At 47.8% G+C, this 15,483-nt stretch carries 14 protein-coding genes; 9 read left to right on the top strand and 5 right to left on the bottom strand.

The window, feature by feature from the left end:
- Positions 1–50: 50 nt before the first annotated feature.
- Positions 51–509: a dUTP diphosphatase gene (gene dut / locus AC0VXX_RS16000; protein WP_119978594.1), complete on the bottom strand. Its 459-nt coding sequence runs from the start codon at positions 507–509 to the stop codon at positions 51–53.
- Positions 506–1,702 (bottom strand): bifunctional phosphopantothenoylcysteine decarboxylase/phosphopantothenate--cysteine ligase CoaBC, encoded by a 1,197-nt coding sequence (gene coaBC / locus AC0VXX_RS15995; protein ID WP_119978595.1) that lies wholly within the window; start codon positions 1,700–1,702, stop codon positions 506–508. The genes dut and coaBC overlap by 4 nt, the downstream gene beginning before the upstream one ends.
- A 167-nt stretch (positions 1,703–1,869) precedes the next feature.
- On the opposite strand from coaBC, the gene radC reads away from it, so the two are divergent.
- From radC to AC0VXX_RS15970, 5 genes are all read left to right on the top strand, one after another.
- The gene (gene radC / locus AC0VXX_RS15990; RefSeq protein ID WP_110457578.1) at positions 1,870–2,547 is read left to right on the top strand and encodes a RadC family protein; all 678 of its coding nucleotides are present in this window, start codon (positions 1,870–1,872) and stop codon (positions 2,545–2,547) included.
- A 123-nt stretch (positions 2,548–2,670) separates the two neighbouring features.
- A complete protein-coding gene (gene rpmB, locus AC0VXX_RS15985; protein WP_110457577.1) occupies positions 2,671–2,907 on the top strand; it encodes a 50S ribosomal protein L28 in 237 nt (78 codons plus the stop codon).
- A 6-nt stretch (positions 2,908–2,913) separates the two neighbouring features.
- On the top strand, positions 2,914–3,087 hold the full coding sequence (gene rpmG / locus AC0VXX_RS15980; RefSeq protein WP_028773492.1) for a 50S ribosomal protein L33: 174 nt from the start codon (positions 2,914–2,916) through the stop codon (positions 3,085–3,087).
- A 401-nt stretch (positions 3,088–3,488) separates the two neighbouring features.
- Positions 3,489–4,808: an amino-acid N-acetyltransferase gene (gene argA / locus AC0VXX_RS15975; RefSeq protein ID WP_475515068.1), complete on the top strand. Its 1,320-nt coding sequence runs from the start codon at positions 3,489–3,491 to the stop codon at positions 4,806–4,808.
- Positions 4,809–4,997: 189 nt separating this feature from the next.
- Positions 4,998–5,537: a PH domain-containing protein gene (locus AC0VXX_RS15970; RefSeq protein WP_475515067.1), complete on the top strand. Its 540-nt coding sequence runs from the start codon at positions 4,998–5,000 to the stop codon at positions 5,535–5,537.
- Here AC0VXX_RS15970 and rarD read toward each other — a convergent pair.
- Positions 5,508–6,401, bottom strand: coding sequence for an EamA family transporter RarD (gene rarD, locus AC0VXX_RS15965; protein WP_475515066.1), 894 nt, complete (start codon positions 6,399–6,401; stop codon positions 5,508–5,510). The genes AC0VXX_RS15970 and rarD overlap by 30 nt on opposite strands.
- A 159-nt stretch (positions 6,402–6,560) precedes the next feature.
- On the bottom strand, positions 6,561–7,025 hold the full coding sequence (locus tag AC0VXX_RS15960; RefSeq protein WP_475515065.1) for a thioesterase family protein: 465 nt from the start codon (positions 7,023–7,025) through the stop codon (positions 6,561–6,563).
- Positions 7,026–7,238: 213 nt separating this feature from the next.
- Here AC0VXX_RS15960 and recQ point away from each other — a divergent pair, with 213 nt between their 5' ends.
- Positions 7,239–9,074: a DNA helicase RecQ gene (gene recQ / locus AC0VXX_RS15955; RefSeq protein ID WP_475515064.1), complete on the top strand. Its 1,836-nt coding sequence runs from the start codon at positions 7,239–7,241 to the stop codon at positions 9,072–9,074.
- 7 nt (positions 9,075–9,081) lie between these two features.
- Here recQ and AC0VXX_RS15950 read toward each other — a convergent pair whose 3' ends face one another.
- Positions 9,082–10,830, bottom strand: a complete 1,749-nt coding sequence (locus tag AC0VXX_RS15950) for a tetratricopeptide repeat protein (protein WP_475515063.1) — start codon at positions 10,828–10,830, stop codon at positions 9,082–9,084.
- 516 nt (positions 10,831–11,346) lie between these two features.
- Here AC0VXX_RS15950 and leuA point away from each other — a divergent pair.
- The 3 genes from leuA to leuC all read left to right on the top strand — a co-directional run bounded on the left by leuA (position 11,347) and on the right by leuC (position 15,474).
- Positions 11,347–12,918, top strand: a complete 1,572-nt coding sequence (gene leuA, locus AC0VXX_RS15945) for a 2-isopropylmalate synthase (protein WP_475515062.1) — start codon at positions 11,347–11,349, stop codon at positions 12,916–12,918.
- A gap of 61 nt (positions 12,919–12,979) precedes the next feature.
- Positions 12,980–14,074, top strand: a complete 1,095-nt coding sequence (gene leuB, locus AC0VXX_RS15940) for a 3-isopropylmalate dehydrogenase (RefSeq protein WP_475515061.1) — start codon at positions 12,980–12,982, stop codon at positions 14,072–14,074.
- The gene (gene leuC / locus AC0VXX_RS15935; protein ID WP_475515060.1) at positions 14,074–15,474 is read left to right on the top strand and encodes a 3-isopropylmalate dehydratase large subunit; all 1,401 of its coding nucleotides are present in this window, start codon (positions 14,074–14,076) and stop codon (positions 15,472–15,474) included. The genes leuB and leuC overlap by 1 nt, the downstream gene beginning before the upstream one ends.
- Positions 15,475–15,483: the final 9 nt, after the last annotated feature.

Here is a 15,483-nt window from a genome sequence, read left to right as displayed (position 1 = left end):
TATAAGTTAATCACCATGGCTCTCTAATTATACTTGTCTGGCGTGGCAGATTATTGGGTGCCTGAGTGGCCGAAACCACCTTCACCTCTATCTGAACTATCAAACTCATCAACCAGCTTAAACTCAGCTTGCACCACAGGCACAAACACCAGTTGTGCCAGTCGGTCGCCAATTTCTAGGCTGAAAGGTTCATTGCTGCGATTCCAGCAGGAGACCATTAATGGCCCCTGATAATCTGAGTCGATAAGGCCGACTAAGTTGCCCAACACTATGCCGTGTTTATGGCCTAAACCTGAGCGAGGTAAAATGATCGCCGCTAGGCTAGGGTCAGCAACGTGTACAGCAATACCTGTTGGGATTAACTGGGTTTCACCCGGTGCAATCACTAAGGTGGTGTCAAGCATGGCACGAAGATCCATGCCAGCACTGCCAGGGGTGGCATAAGCGGGCAGTGGAAACTGTGAACCTATACGTGAATCTAAAATTTTTAGTTCAATTGGTGTCTTCATGCTGTTTTCATCTGCTGTGCAATTAAGGTGAGTAACTGTCTGGCTAAGGTCAGCTTATCGGTTGCGGGTAACTCATACTGACCATGAGACCAGAAGACGGTTAGCGCATTGGTATCACTATTAAAACCCTGCGAGGGATCTGATACATCGTTAGCGGCAATCATATCCAAATTTTTACGCTTAAGCTTGTCTTTTGCATAATGCGCCACGTCTTGGGTTTCTGCGGCAAAACCGACAGTAAACGGCCGCTGTGGGTGGGCGGCAACGCTGGCTAAGATATCAGGATTACGCACTAGCGCAAGTGCCATCTCGTGTGCTGATTTTTTGATTTTATCGGTGGCAATATCGGCAACTCGGTAGTCACAAACGGCGGCGCAGCCGATAAATATATCGCTATGATGCACTTGCTGCATAACGGCGTCGAGCATCTCTTGGGTCGACTCTACGTTGATGCGATTGATGTTTAGTGGGGTTTCAATATTGACTGGCCCTGCCACTATGGTGACTTTAGCACCCATCTCGATGGCGGCTTTAGCAAGGGCAAAGCCCATCTTGCCTGAGCTATGATTGGAAATATATCGCACCGGATCGATGGCTTCGCGCGTGGGTCCTGCCGTGAGTAATAGCGATAGACCTTGTAAGATTTTAGGGGCAAAAAACTGTTCGACTCGCTCGGCAATCACCAGCGGTTCTTCCATGCGCCCAGGGCCTACTTCACCACAGGCTTGATTGCCCGAAGCGGGTCCCCAGATGGTGATATCTCTGCCACGTAGCGAGTCTAAGTTGGCTTGGGTTGCAGCATTGCGATACATCTGTTGATTCATCGCGGGGCACAATACCACGGGAGCCTCGGTGGCTAAGCAAGTGGTGGTGATCAGCTCATCAGCCATGCCAGCATTGATACGAGCAATAAGATTGGCGGTTGCAGGAGCAATCAGCACCATATCGGCCCAGCGGGCTAGTTCAATATGCCCCATAGCCGCTTCGGCTGCGGGGTCAAGCAGATCGCTTGCAACAGGGTGACCAGATAAGGCCTGTAGTGTCAGCGGAGTTATAAATTCTTGAGCACTCTGGCTCATCACCACTCTTACATCGGCGCCACGCTCTTTGAGTCGGCGCACTAAATCAGCCGATTTATAGGCAGCAATACCACCACCAATGCCCAGTAATATCTTTTTATTTGTCAGACTCATATTGATCACTAATCGCGTTAATTTGCCTTGCTTCGCATCCGGCTAACCATACCACAATCAGAGTAAAGTAGAGCAAACAAGTTTGTAAAAACTGAGCCATACTCAATAACTCAAATAAAAATGTGGCAAACATAATTGCCAGCCTAGCGCTGCAACATGGAGGTTGTATGACCATCAAGGATTGGCCCAGCGGTGAGGGCCCAAGAGAAAAGTTATTGCATCAAGGCGCGGCGCAACTGTCAGATGCTGAGTTATTAGCCGTGTTGCTTAGAAATGGCTTGCCGGGCCAAAGTGCGGTGTCGTTAGCTCGCACCATGATAGGTCATTTTGGTGGATTACGAGCCTTGATGTCGGCGAAGCAGAGTGAAATGTGCGTGATTAACGGTATTGGACCGGTAAAATACGCCCAATTGCAGGCTGCAATCGAAATAAGTAAGCGAATTTCGAAAGAAAATCTACAAAGAGGCAAGATTTTAACAGATCCTGATTTAACTCGAGACTATTTAATGAGACAATTAGGGGATCGTGCCTATGAAGTGTTTGCCATCTTATTACTCGATAGCCAACATAGAGTGATTCAGTTCGTTGAATTGTTCCGTGGTACCATAGATTCAGCCTCGGTTTATCCACGTGAAGTGGTCAGCCTAGTGCTTGAGAAAAAAGCCGCGGCCGTCATTGTTTGCCACAATCATCCTTCGGGGGTTGCGGAACCAAGTCATGCCGATCGGCGAATTACTGAGCGATTGAAATACGCGCTAGCAACTATCGATGTTTCGCTGTTAGACCATATGGTTATAGGCGATCATGAGATAGTGTCGTTCGCAGAGAGGGGATGGATAGATTGAATATCCCTTGATCTTTGATTTTAGATGCTGTATAAAATGCGCCCTCTTTGTGTGCCTCGGGCGACGGCCATATTCGAGGTACATTAATGCTCGAGCGTTAAATTGTTTTTGGAGAAGATTGACATGTCAAGAGTATGCCAAGTTACTGGCAAGAAGCCGATGGTTGGTAACAACCGTTCGCACGCTAAGAACGCGACTCGTCGTCGTTTTTTACCTAACCTACAGAACCACCGTTTCTGGTTAGAAGACGAAAAGCGTTTCGTTCAACTACGTGTATCTACTAAAGGTATGCGTATTATCGATAAGAAAGGTATCGAAGTTGTTGTTAAAGAACTTCGTGCCCGCGGCGAGAAGGTGTAATAAACCATGGCTAAAGCTAAAGGTAACCGTGAGAAGATCAAGCTAGTTTCTAGCGCTAAAACTGGTCATTTCTACACGACTGAGAAAAACAAACGTAACATGCCAGAAAAAATGGAAATCAAGAAATTTGATCCAGTTATTCGTCAGCACGTTATGTATAAAGAAGCGAAAATCAAGTAATTCTTGATAACGTTTTTTGAAAAGCCCCTACTTGTAGGGGCTTTTTTTTTGCCCTTTTTACACGGGGACCTCGTCCAACAGGTAGGACTCGCCACTGTGGTTGAATAGTCTGTTGCGCTCTCTGCATACGCAATTCCTCTCCCAGCTGTACTCATCTTCTATGTCATGCCATCACGTTTATTTAAGCTTCACCTCGCCTTACTGATAGATTAACTCCAGTGCTTATTTTGTTACTGCTTAATTGAGCTGTGCACTCGTGGGTTTGCTAGATGACGGCAGACTGAACTAATTGTACGAAATGAAAACAAATGCTTTTAAAGTGAATTTAAATGCAATATTATCGGGTTGTTATTCTCATGTGGTCAAAGCTGCTCCCATTTCTTGTTATTTAGAGGTCATACGTGCGCACTACTGAACTAGTCGATGGATTTCGTCATTCTGCATCTTATGTCAATGCACATAGGGGCAAAACATTTGTGGTGATGTTGGGTGGAGAAGCATTAGCGCAAAACCAATTTCGCTCCATCATCAATGATATCGCTTTGCTGCATAGCCTTGGGATCAACATAGTGTTGGTGCATGGTGCACGGCCGCAAATCGATGCCGCCTTAAAGCAACAGCAGTTGATGCCTGAATACTATAACGGCGTGCGTATTACCGATGAAGACTCGTTTAAAGTGATTAAACAGGTGGTCGGTGGGTTGCAGCTCGATATTACCGCGCGGCTGTCGATGAGCTTAAGCAATACCCCGATGCAAGGGGCGCAGATTAACGTGGTCAGCGGTAATTTTGTTATTGCTCAACCGCTGGGCGTCGATAACGGTGTCGATTACTGCCTAAGTGGCAAAGTGAGAAGGATTGATGTTCAGGGCCTACGGCGTCAATTAGACAACCATGGCATCGTCCTATTGGGCCCTGTAGCGGCATCGGTGACGGGTGAGAGTTTTAACCTCACCGCAGAAGAGGTCGCCACCCAAATTGCCGTGAAGCTCAAAGCCGATAAGATGATTGGTTTTAGCGCCGAAAAAGGCATCTTAGATAGTGATGGCGAAGTGCTGGCGGAGTTAATGCCAACCGATGCACAGCGCATCTTATCTGAGCAGAGCGAAAACGATGATTGGTGTGTGGCCACTCGGGCTTTTTTACAGGCGAGTATTGATGCCTGTCGTAACGGAGTAGCCCGTTGTCACTTTGTCAGTTATCTCGATGATGGCGCACTGTTGCAGGAGTTGTTTTCACGCGATGGCATCGGCACGCAAATCGTGACAGAGAGTGCAGAGCGTTTACGTAGAGCGACGATCTCTGATATTGGTGGGGTGCTAGATTTAATCCGCCCACTGGAGCAAAGCGGTATTTTAGTGCGTCGCTCCCGTGAACAGCTTGAGATGGAGATTGAGCAGTTTATGCTGATTGAGCGTGACGGCTTAGTGATTGGTTGCGCCGCGCTGTACCCGTTTGAGGAAGATAATGCCGGTGAATTTGCGTGTTTGGTGGTGCATCCTGACTATCGTGATGCCGATAGAGGTAGCATACTGCTGAAGAACATTATTGGGCAAGCCAAGGTGCGAGGTTATTCTCGCTTGTTTGCACTGACAACGCGCAGTATCCACTGGTTTCTTGAGCATGGCTTTGAAATCGTTGACGTTGATGCATTACCTAATATGAAAAAGCAGTTGTATAACTACCAACGTAAATCAAAAATTCTCGCGTTAGATCTCTAGTAAAAGCTCACTTAGAAGACCACGTTAAGGCGTGGTCTTTTTGCTTGTGTTGGGCGTTATGCACTTTTTGACATAGTATGTCGTGCAGTGCATAGTGAGGCTATTCAATTTGAGGATGAGCCACCACTCAATCTTATATCGTGGGGCTCAACAGAGACCTCAATGACATTAAAAATAGGGTGCTTGAACATGGATACTCAAGTCTTTCAGCTAACGGCTTTCGATGCTGCAACGAGTGCGACATTTGTCTCTTTACTGGTCGGCATCGGCTTTATTTTAATTCTTCTAAAGATCAAACCATTACCCAAAGGCGCTAAATTTGCTGCGCTGGGTATGGTGATTACTGTATTGGGTCTATTATCTTGGGTGTTCTTTAAGGCCTATGATGCCAATATTCGTGTCACCCCCACATCAATGACGGTCGACATTCCTTTGTATCGCACTGAATTGCCTTTGGAGAGTCTTTTAATTTCGCAGGCACGCATTGTTAGCTTGGATGACGCTGATGCGCCACAGTTGAGTTATAGAAGTAATGGCGTGGGTTTGCCCGGCTATCGATTGGGCTGGTTTAAGTTAAAAGATACCATCGCCAATAGCGATAAAGCCCTATTGTCCGTTACCGGTAGTCATCATGTGCTGGTGTTGCCAACGACGGAGGGCTATCTGCTGATATTGAGTGTTGAGCGGGCAGAGCCGTTACTAGCCCTGTTGCTTGCGTCGACGCTTTAACGCCATATCAAGCGTAAATATCACCAATGCACTCCAGATGAAGGCGAAGGTGATGCCTTTTTCTAAATCGAACGGTTCATTAAATAGACTAACGGCCAAAACGAACATAATACTGGGGCCAATGTATTGGAAGAAACCTAATATTGACAACGGAATACGTGTTGCTGCTCCGGCAAAACACAGCAGCGGTACCGAGGTGATCACACCAGCCGCAATAAGTAATAAGTTCATATTGATATCGTTGGTCAGCATATTTGCAGTGGCCGAATCTAAAGTCGAAAACAGATAGAGCACTGCCACAGGAAGCAATAGCGCGGTTTCAACCAATAACCCCGTTTTAGCATCGACATTGACCTTTTTACGCAATAGACCATAAAAACCAAACGATGATGCCAGTGCCAATGACACCAGTGGGATTGACCCAAAAGAGATCAGCTGGATCAGTACTCCAGTACAGGCGAGGCTCACCGCAAACCATTGCAGTTTACGTAACCGCTCACCAAGAAATATCATGCCAAGCAATACATTAAACAAGGGGTTAATAAAGTAGCCTAGGCTGGCATCGAGCATGTGATCATTATTCACCGCCCAAATAAACAGTAACCAGTTGCCGGCAATTAATACCGAGGTGATGGCCAATACGCCCAGCTGTTTGGGGCGTCGAAATAGGGCTCTAAGCTTAGAAAAACCGCCGATAAATTGCATGAGGATGATCATAAAAACAAAAGACCAAATCACGCGGTGGAGTAGTATTTCTGTCGCAGACACATTGTGTAATAGTTTGAAATATAAAGGGGCAAAGCCCCAAAGGCAGTATGCGCAAAGCGCCAACACCACCCCTTTGCGATATTCAGTATCGGCCATAACCTGGGATTCTAGTCGTAACAAGGAGACGCATTGTAGGGCGCAAGCGGTTTGGACTCAAGCAGGTTATTTGCTCGTGTGAACGAGCAGTAAGCCACGTATTATGACCGTATCAACTTTAGGCTACACGGCGCAATTGCACTGCTGTTTTAAGTGGCGTTAGCCCACCATGTAAGTGCCAGTACCAAAAGCGATGTGAGACCCCTGCTCGTTATGCAGCTCCATGCGGCAGACGGAAACACGATTGCCCGCACGAATCACCGTGCCTGTGCCGGTAAATATCTCGCCTCTGCCTGGGCGTAAGTAATCGACACGTAGATCGATAGTGCCAAGGGTGGTTAAGCGTTGTTGTAAGGCATCTAGGCTCCAATCATCCCGGCTGGCCACCAGTCCTGAAAATGCAGTCAGACCACCCACCACATCGAGCACTGTGGCGGTTACGCCGCCATGTAAAATTTGTTGATGGATATTGCCAATTAACTGAGGCTTCATTTTTACTACTACTTCGACACCGTGGATATCGTAATGCTGAATATGTAGGTCGAGAAGATTATGAAACGGCACTTGTTGGTCAAATATCTCGGCGACGCTGGCCAAAACCTGTGCTTGAATTGCGGTTGTCATTAAGCGATTACTCCGTTAATCATCGGCTTGGTATAGAGTAATTAACCTATATCTAAACAATGCTATGAAGCAAGCTTTTGCTTAAAATATCACCACCATGGTTAAGCTAGCATGGGTGATGACAATAAAAAATGGCGCAATTGTTAGCGTAACCGAGACAAGCGCGATGAGCTTGATTAGAATAGGCGGCCCGATTGATGACTATGATGCCCAATGGATTCTGCAGTAACCCAAGTTGAACCCCAAAACACAGATCCGCTCGCCAGTTGTTTGCAGGCGGTATTTGGTTATCGCACCTTTAGGCAGGGTCAGCGAGAGGTTATTGATCAAGTCTTTCTCGGTCATGATGCGTTGGTGATTATGCCAACGGGTGGTGGTAAAAGTTTATGCTATCAACTGCCAGCATTACTCTTCCCCGGGTTAACTGTGGTGGTGTCTCCCTTGATCTCTTTGATGAAGGATCAGGTTGATAGCCTCAAGCAGATGGGTGTAGCGGCGGCATACTTAAACTCATCGCAGTCCCGTGAAGCATCGCAACAGATTTTCCAGCAGATGCACCGCGGCGAACTTAAGTTGCTCTATGTGTCACCAGAGCGGCTGTTAATGGACAGTTTTGTTGAGCGTATGCAAGCCTTGCATATTTCGCTATTTGCCATCGATGAAGCGCATTGTATTTCTCAATGGGGGCATGATTTTAGGCCCGAATACGCGGCGTTAGGTCGCCTTAGACAGCTGTTTGCCCATGTGCCCATTATGGCCTTGACAGCCACGGCGGATCAGGCGACCCGCCAAGATATTTGTCAGCGCCTAGGGATCAGCCCCTATGTGCTATTAACCAGTTTCGACCGGCCTAATATCCGCTATACCGTTGCCGAAAAGCTCAATGCCGCCAATCAGCTCAGGCAATTTATTCAGGCGCAAAACGGTAATAGCGGCATTATTTATTGCGGCAGTCGTCGCCGCGTCGATGAAGTCGCAGAGCGGTTACGTCTGCAAGGCTATAAAGCCGATGGTTATCATGCGGGTAAAACACAAGAAGAGCGCGGCGATATTCAAGAGCGTTTCTTAAAAGATCAGTTAGATATTGTGGTGGCAACCGTGGCTTTTGGCATGGGGATTAACAAGTCTAATGTGCGCTTTGTGGTGCATTACGACATCCCTAAGAGTGTCGAGGCCTATTACCAGGAAACCGGCCGAGCTGGACGTGACGGCCTCGATGCCGAAGCGTTAATGCTGTTTGACCCAGCCGATATTGGCCGGGTACGGCATCTAATTGAACAGGCAGAACCTGGGCCACAACAACAGGTCGAATTTCATAAGCTCAATACGATGGCGGCGTTTGCCGAGGCGCAAACGTGTCGACGTCAGGTGTTGCTACATTATTTCGATGAGAGTGCGTCTGATCCCTGTGGTAACTGTGACATCTGTTTAGATCCCCCTAAACGCTACGATGGGGTTGAAGATGCACAAAAAGTGTTGTCGTGCATTTTTAGACTGCAACAGAAATTTGGTATTAACCATTTGATCGAAGTGCTACGGGGCTCAAAGTCGGCTGGCGTGGTCGATAGAGGGCACGATAAACTCTCAACCTGGGGTATAGGTAAAGATAAGAGCCATGAATTTTGGCTTAGTATTATCAGGCAGATCATTCATTTAGGTTTTGCGAGCCAAGATATCACTCGTGGCTCATCTATTAAGCTCAATCCTCAAGCGCGGGCGGTGCTCAAAGGGGAATTGCCTTTGTTATTAGCCGAACCACGCATCACCTTAACGACAGATGTCAAACGTCGTGGCAACAGTCGTGCGCCGTTAAATTACGACCGAAAATTGTTTGCTCGCCTAAAGTTACTGCGTCGCAGTTTGGCCGAAGAGCTCGATGTGCCACCCTACCTGGTGTTTAACGATGCGACATTAGCCGAGATGGCCGCGATGTTACCCACAAGCCCGGGTGAGATGTTAGCGGTCAATGGCATAGGCGAAACTAAGCTCAAGCGTTTTGGCGATGAGTTTCTCGATGAGATCAGCGATTACCTAGCCGAAGGTTCATAACGCGGGATTAACGCCCTAATTGCTCGTTGTGCCGACTGAGTTGATCTATGCCTGCACGCTTGGTCAGTGATGACAAGGTGTCGTAATATTGCATCTCTGCCATACCTATCCTAACTTTGTCACCGCCCGGTAATGGGGCTATAACCGCTTTTAACTGTTTGACAATCTCTTTCGCCCCAGAGAGGGAGGTAAAAGGCAGCATGATAAGCAACTGGTCGCTGGCTTTATCGAGCATAATATCTTGTTGGCGAAGCTTCTGTCGTACCTCATCCAATAATGTGGCGACATTGCTAGGCGCAAGATGGCTTGGATTAATCAATAAAATCGTTATTGGATATCCAATCTGTTTGGCGCTGGCAATCAGTGCCAACATCCTTTCTTGGGCCGTCAATGGTGCATCTTGGTGTGGCATCTGTGGCGCGGTGTGCTCTTTGCGTAAACGAGATAACAACATCAGCAAGGGTAATAACAGGGCAAATACGAGAATAGCAATTAAGCCATAGTTATCATTAATACGTGCATCGAGCTTGATGGGCTTGGGCTGCTGGTTTTGTGCCAGTTTTTGGTAGCGGCCAAGTTGCGCCTTAATTTGTAAGAGGCGAGTGTTTTTTAAAAATTCATAACTGCTTTTAATACTGTCCACCCGCTGTAGTTGGTAATGATAGGCTTGGCGATAGTTACCCATCCCGGCGAAGTATTCACTCAATAGCTGATGGCAAATGACCAATTCATCATATTGATTCGTACGTTGCCCTATTGCGATGGCTTGCTGCATCAAGTCTAATCCTTGCTGTTCCTCACCATTGGCTAACTGGATCCGGGCCAGTAAACGAGTGGCCCTCAGGCTATCATTAATTTTTTTGTTTTTATTAAAGGTATTAAGCGCGATATTAAGCAGTTGGATGGCATTTTTGTCATTGTTACGCAGAAATTCTACCTCGGCGAGCTCGGTGTAACTTTCGGCGAGTTCGTTGGCCGTAGCGAGTTCAGGCATTAAAATTTTAGCCTCTAAAATCATATCGTCCCTGAACTTTACCTCTTGATTCTCGTGCGCGATCTTTGCCAATGCTAACAAGATATTTAGCCTGACTTTACCTATCGTTTGTGGATAAGTTAACGCCAGTTTTGCCGTATTAAAAGATTGGTTAAGTTGGCCTTTTTTTCTTAATAACTTGGCTCTGGCTAATTGCAGATAAGCCTGTGGGGGAGTGATCCATTGAGTAGGTTGGCGTAAAGCTGCTGGATAGATATCCCGTGCTAAACGAAAGTCTTCTAATGCACTGCTGTCGTTTTCTATGTGGGTATCTATTTGTCCACGTAACATTAAGCCGTTAACTAAAGACTGAGGCTGTTCAAATTCTCGAGATTGATAAATGGCGGTATCGAGTAATGTTAAGGCTTGGCGTAGATCGCCGTAATCAATATAAGCTTCTGCCATGCAGTTTAAGAAATAGGGGCTAGCCTGTTGGATATCAAGAGATTTTGCTTTGGCATCGCCCAGGCGTGCTAAGTTGATGGCGGCTTCATTTTCGCCTAATTGCACCAAGGCGTGACACTTGAGCAGTGATAATCTTAGCTGTGGTACAGGCGTACTATTCTTGTCATTTAGGCGCTGCTCTAAGATGGTAATATTCGACAGCGCGTCACTAGGGTATTGATAAACAATGGCGGAGAGTTCATCTAACTCTGTCACAGTGTCTGCCCAAGAGGGCAACAGCCATAGGCTGAAGCTGAACACTATGAGACGAAAATCCATTTTTAAAACTCCGAGACCAAACCGTTAAAAATACTCCATTGGTCGCATTATACTGAGTTTTCATCAGTGATTGCATAAAAATTAACGCCTTCACTTGTAAAGCGTGATCTCGCTGGGTTTACATTTATCATATTGTAAGGAGGCCGCTTGTTGGCCGAATATGCTGTTTTATCGCCACGATCTGTACGGTAAATCGACGTTGTTATGGTTATGTTTCATTAAATGTGAAAAATATGGGGTTGACTATTTAGGCTGCACACGTTAAAAAGTTAAGTGTTACCTCGAAAATATCGAATAAATACTTATTTTTTTTGAATAGATAGAAGATGATTACTAACCGTGCATTACTCAGCCTCATTATTCTCCTTCTCGCAGAACCTGCGCGGAGAATGTAGTGTTGCACGCTTAATAACACCAACAGCATTCATAAACCCCGCGCTCAACACCGCGGGGTTTTTTTGTATATGGGTTGGATAAACACGCAACAAAGAACCTAGTCGTTCACGGAGAAACGAGATGTCTAACCGAGTGATAATATTTGATACAACCTTACGTGACGGCGAGCAAGCGCTGGCGGCCAGTTTAACCGTGAAGGAAAAATTACAGATAGCACTATCACTGGAGCGGCTCGGTGTAGATGTGATGGAGGTCGGTTTTCCAGTGTCTTCCCCTGGCGATTTTGACTCGGTGCAAACCATTGCCCGCACGATTAAAAATAGTCGAGTCTGCGCCTTAGCCCGTGCGCTAGAGAAAGACATTGACGCCGCTGCTCAGTCGTTATCGGTCGCGGAGCAATTTCGTATTCACACCTTTATCTCTACCTCGACCATACATGTAGAAAGTAAGTTAAAACGCTCTTTCGACCAAGTGCTTGAGATGGCGGTGGCGGCAGTCAAATACGCCCGTCGTTTTACCGATGATGTCGAGTTTTCCTGCGAAGATGCAGGGCGCACGCCAATCGATAATCTTTGCCGAATGGTGGAAGAAGCCATTAAGGCGGGCGCCAAGACCATCAATATTCCAGATACTGTGGGTTATACCATCCCCAGCGAGTTTGGCGGCATCATCGAAACCCTGTTCAACCGTGTGCCTAATATCGATCAAGCGGTGATCTCTGTGCATTGCCACGATGACTTAGGGCTATCTGTGGCTAACTCAATTACCGCAGTGCAGCACGGTGCTAGACAGATTGAATGTACCGTCAATGGTATCGGCGAGCGTGCCGGCAACTGCTCGCTAGAGGAGATCGCCATGATCTTAGCCACTCGAAAAGCGGCATTAGGGTTAGAAACGGGCATTAATGCCAAAGAGATCCACCGCACCTCTAACCTTGTTAGCCAGCTTTGCAATATGCCAGTGCAAGCCAATAAGGCGATTGTGGGGGCGAATGCGTTTACTCACTCTTCGGGTATCCATCAAGATGGCATGCTTAAGGCGCAAAATACCTATGAGATCATGACACCCGAGAGCATAGGGCTAAATCGTAATAATTTGAATATGACCTCGCGCTCAGGCCGCCATGTGATTAAGCATCGCATGCAAGAGATGGGCTATGCCGAGCACGATTATGATATGGATACTCTCTATGAGGCTTTCTTAAAGCTGGCGGACAAAAAAGGCCAAGTGTTCGATTACGATCTTGAAGCCTTGGTCTTTATAGAGGCGCAGGCCGATGATGAAAATCAATATAAATTGCAACAGTTAGTGGTGCATTCTGATTCCACCCAAGGACAGGCCACCGCGACGGTGACGTTAGAGGTGGGCGAGCAAGTGGTCACCGAAGCCGCCACGGGCAATGGCCCGGTCGATGCAGCGTACAACGCCATTACCCGCGCCAGTGACTGCCAAATCAATATCTCTAGCTATAAATTAAGCGCCAAAGGTGAAGGCCAAGATGCCCTAGGCCAAGTCGACATTACCGCTAAGTACCATGAGCAGAATTTCCATGGGGTGGGGCTGGCTACCGATGTGGTTGAGGCCTCTGTACAAGCCCTTATCCATGTGATGAACCTAACGTGGCGTGCCGATAAGGTCGCCGAGAATAAAACTAAAATTCAACAAGGCCGGGCGGTATTAGGTGGTGTGTAACGCCAACATGAGCGGACCTTTTTGACCATAATTGAGCAAATAAGCAGGGAGTGGGTGATTAATGAGTTATCAAATAGCAGTGCTCGCCGGAGATGGTATTGGGCCAGAAGTAATGGCCGAAGCACGCAAGGTACTGAGCGCCGTTGAAGAGCGGTTTAACTTAGATATCGAATACAGCGAATACGATGTGGGCGGCGCGGCCATCGACAATCACGGTTGTCCATTACCAGAGGTGACACTCAAGGGGTGTGAAACTGCCGATGCCATATTATTTGGTTCTGTGGGGGGGCCAAAATGGGAACACTTGCCCCCTAATGAGCAGCCAGAGCGCGGCGCGTTACTGCCACTAAGAGGCCACTTTGAGCTGTTTTGTAATATCCGCCCTGCCAAATTACACACGGGTCTAGAGCACATGTCGCCGCTGCGCAGCGACATATCAGCACAAGGTTTTGATGTGTTATGTGTACGTGAGCTCACTGGCGGAATTTACTTTGGTAAACCTAAAGGGCGTCAAGGAGAAGGTGAAAATGAAGAAGCCTTCGATACTATGCGTTACAGCCGCAAAGAGATCCGCCGCATTGCCAAAATCGCCTTCGAAGCCGCCCAAGGGCGCCGCAAAAAAGTGACCTCGGTCGACAAGGCCAATGTTTTAGCCTGTTCGGTGTTATGGCGTGAAGTGGTTGAAGAGGTGGCTGCCGATTTTCCCGATGTTGAGCTTGAACATATCTATATCGATAACGCCACCATGCAGCTGCTACGTCGTCCGTTCGATTTTGACGTGATGCTGTGTTCTAACTTATTTGGCGACATTATCTCCGATGAAATCGCCATGTTAACTGGCTCAATGGGCTTGCTATCATCGGTCAGCCTTAATAGTGATGGCTTTGGTTTGTATGAACCCGCTGGTGGCAGTGCACCGGATATTGCAGGCCAAGGCATTGCCAATCCCGTGGCTCAAATCCTTTCTGCCGCCTTATTATTGCGCCACAGTCTTAAGTTAGAACAGGCCGCCGAGGCTATCGAGGTCGCTGTGGCTAAGGCGCTGAGCGACGGTTATTTAACCGCAGAATTATTGCCCGCTAGCAAGCGCGGTAATGCCAAATCAACCCGTGAAATGGGCGACTACATCGCTCAAGCAGTCAGAGAGGCAAACTAATGGCGAAGACACTCTATGAAAAAGTATGGGACAGCCACATTGTTGCCGCTCCCCAAGGCGAAGCGCCATTGATCTATGTTGACCGACATTTGGTGCACGAGGTGACATCACCTCAAGCGTTTAGTGGCTTAAAGGTGGCGGGTCGTAAATTGCGCGCCCCTGAAAAAACCTTTGCCACCATGGATCACAATACCTCCACCAAGAGTGCCAGCTTAGATGCCCTAAGCCCAATGGCTCGCATCCAAGTAGAAACCTTGGCGCAAAACTGCGAAGAGTTTGGTATTCGTCTTTATGACATTCACCATAAAAACCAAGGCATAGTGCATGTGATGGGCCCAGAGCTGGGGATCACCTTGCCAGGCACTGTCATTGTGTGTGGTGATTCCCATACCGCGACGCATGGCGCTTTTGGCGCACTGGCATTTGGTATTGGTACCTCTGAGGTTGAGCATGTGATGGCGACGCAGACTCTGCGCCAGCTTAAAGCGAAAACCATGAAGATTGAGGTGCGTGGTTACGTTGCCGATGGCATTACCGCTAAAGATATCGTGCTGGCCATTATCGGTAAAATCGGCATGGATGGCGGTACGGGTTATGTGGTTGAGTTCTGTGGTGAGGCGATTGAAGCCCTGTCGATGGAAGGCCGTATGACTGTGTGTAACATGGCGATTGAGATGGGCGCCAAGGCGGGGATGGTAGCGCCTGATGCGACGACTATCGATTATGTCAAAGGGCGTGAATTTGCACCTAAAGGGGCCGATTGGGAGAGTGCCGTTGCCGCATGGCGTGAATTACGCAGCGATGATGATGCTGTTTTTGATGCTCATGTGGTGTTACAGGCTGCGGACATCGCACCGCAACTGACTTGGGGTACCAATCCTGGTCAGGTAGTGGCTATCGATCAGCCGGTACCTAATCCGCTGGATGAAACCAATCCTACCTCGCGCAGCAGTATCGAAAAAGCCCTTGAGTATGTAGCGCTTACAGCGGGGACCCGCATGACAGATGTCTCAATTAATAAAGTGTTTATCGGCTCGTGCACCAATTCGCGTATCGAAGATCTGCGCTCAGCGGCACATCAGGCCAAAGGGCGCAAGGTGGCTGCGGGCGTCACCGCCATAGTGGTGCCAGGCTCAGGCCTAGTGAAAGAACAGGCCGAGGCCGAAGGGTTAGATAAAATCTTTATCGACGCAGGTTTCGAGTGGCGCTTGCCCGGTTGCTCTATGTGTTTGGCGATGAATGACGACAGGTTAGCAGCGGGCGATCGCTGCGCCTCCACCAGTAACCGTAATTTTGAAGGACGCCAAGGGCGCGGCAGTCGCACCCATTTGGTGAGTCCAGCCATGGCAGCCGCTGCTGCGGTTGCTGGTCATTTCGTCGATATTCGCAAAGCCTATTAGGAGAGCATT

The organism is Shewanella sp. QJM3NY_23, assembly GCF_056173105.1.
The sequence above is the reverse complement of the archived record's forward strand: the minus strand, read 5'-3'. Positions and strand labels throughout refer to the sequence as shown.

What these genes read in the sequence shown, in the direction of transcription:
- dut (WP_119978594.1), bottom strand. Translation starts at nt 509, where the DNA reads ATGAAGACACCAATTGAACTAAAAATTTTAGATTCACGTATAGGTTCA.
- coaBC (WP_119978595.1), bottom strand. Translation starts at nt 1,702, where the DNA reads ATGAGTCTGACAAATAAAAAGATATTACTGGGCATTGGTGGTGGTATT.
- radC (WP_110457578.1), top strand. Translation starts at nt 1,870, where the DNA reads ATGACCATCAAGGATTGGCCCAGCGGTGAGGGCCCAAGAGAAAAGTTA.
- rpmB (WP_110457577.1), top strand. Translation starts at nt 2,671, where the DNA reads ATGTCAAGAGTATGCCAAGTTACTGGCAAGAAGCCGATGGTTGGTAAC.
- rpmG (WP_028773492.1), top strand. Translation starts at nt 2,914, where the DNA reads ATGGCTAAAGCTAAAGGTAACCGTGAGAAGATCAAGCTAGTTTCTAGC.
- AC0VXX_RS15970 (WP_475515067.1), top strand. Translation starts at nt 4,998, where the DNA reads ATGGATACTCAAGTCTTTCAGCTAACGGCTTTCGATGCTGCAACGAGT.
- rarD (WP_475515066.1), bottom strand. Translation starts at nt 6,401, where the DNA reads ATGGCCGATACTGAATATCGCAAAGGGGTGGTGTTGGCGCTTTGCGCA.
- AC0VXX_RS15960 (WP_475515065.1), bottom strand. Translation starts at nt 7,025, where the DNA reads ATGACAACCGCAATTCAAGCACAGGTTTTGGCCAGCGTCGCCGAGATA.
- recQ (WP_475515064.1), top strand. Translation starts at nt 7,239, where the DNA reads ATGGATTCTGCAGTAACCCAAGTTGAACCCCAAAACACAGATCCGCTC.
- AC0VXX_RS15950 (WP_475515063.1), bottom strand. Translation starts at nt 10,830, where the DNA reads ATGGATTTTCGTCTCATAGTGTTCAGCTTCAGCCTATGGCTGTTGCCC.
- leuA (WP_475515062.1), top strand. Translation starts at nt 11,347, where the DNA reads ATGTCTAACCGAGTGATAATATTTGATACAACCTTACGTGACGGCGAG.
- leuB (WP_475515061.1), top strand. Translation starts at nt 12,980, where the DNA reads ATGAGTTATCAAATAGCAGTGCTCGCCGGAGATGGTATTGGGCCAGAA.
- leuC (WP_475515060.1), top strand. Translation starts at nt 14,074, where the DNA reads ATGGCGAAGACACTCTATGAAAAAGTATGGGACAGCCACATTGTTGCC.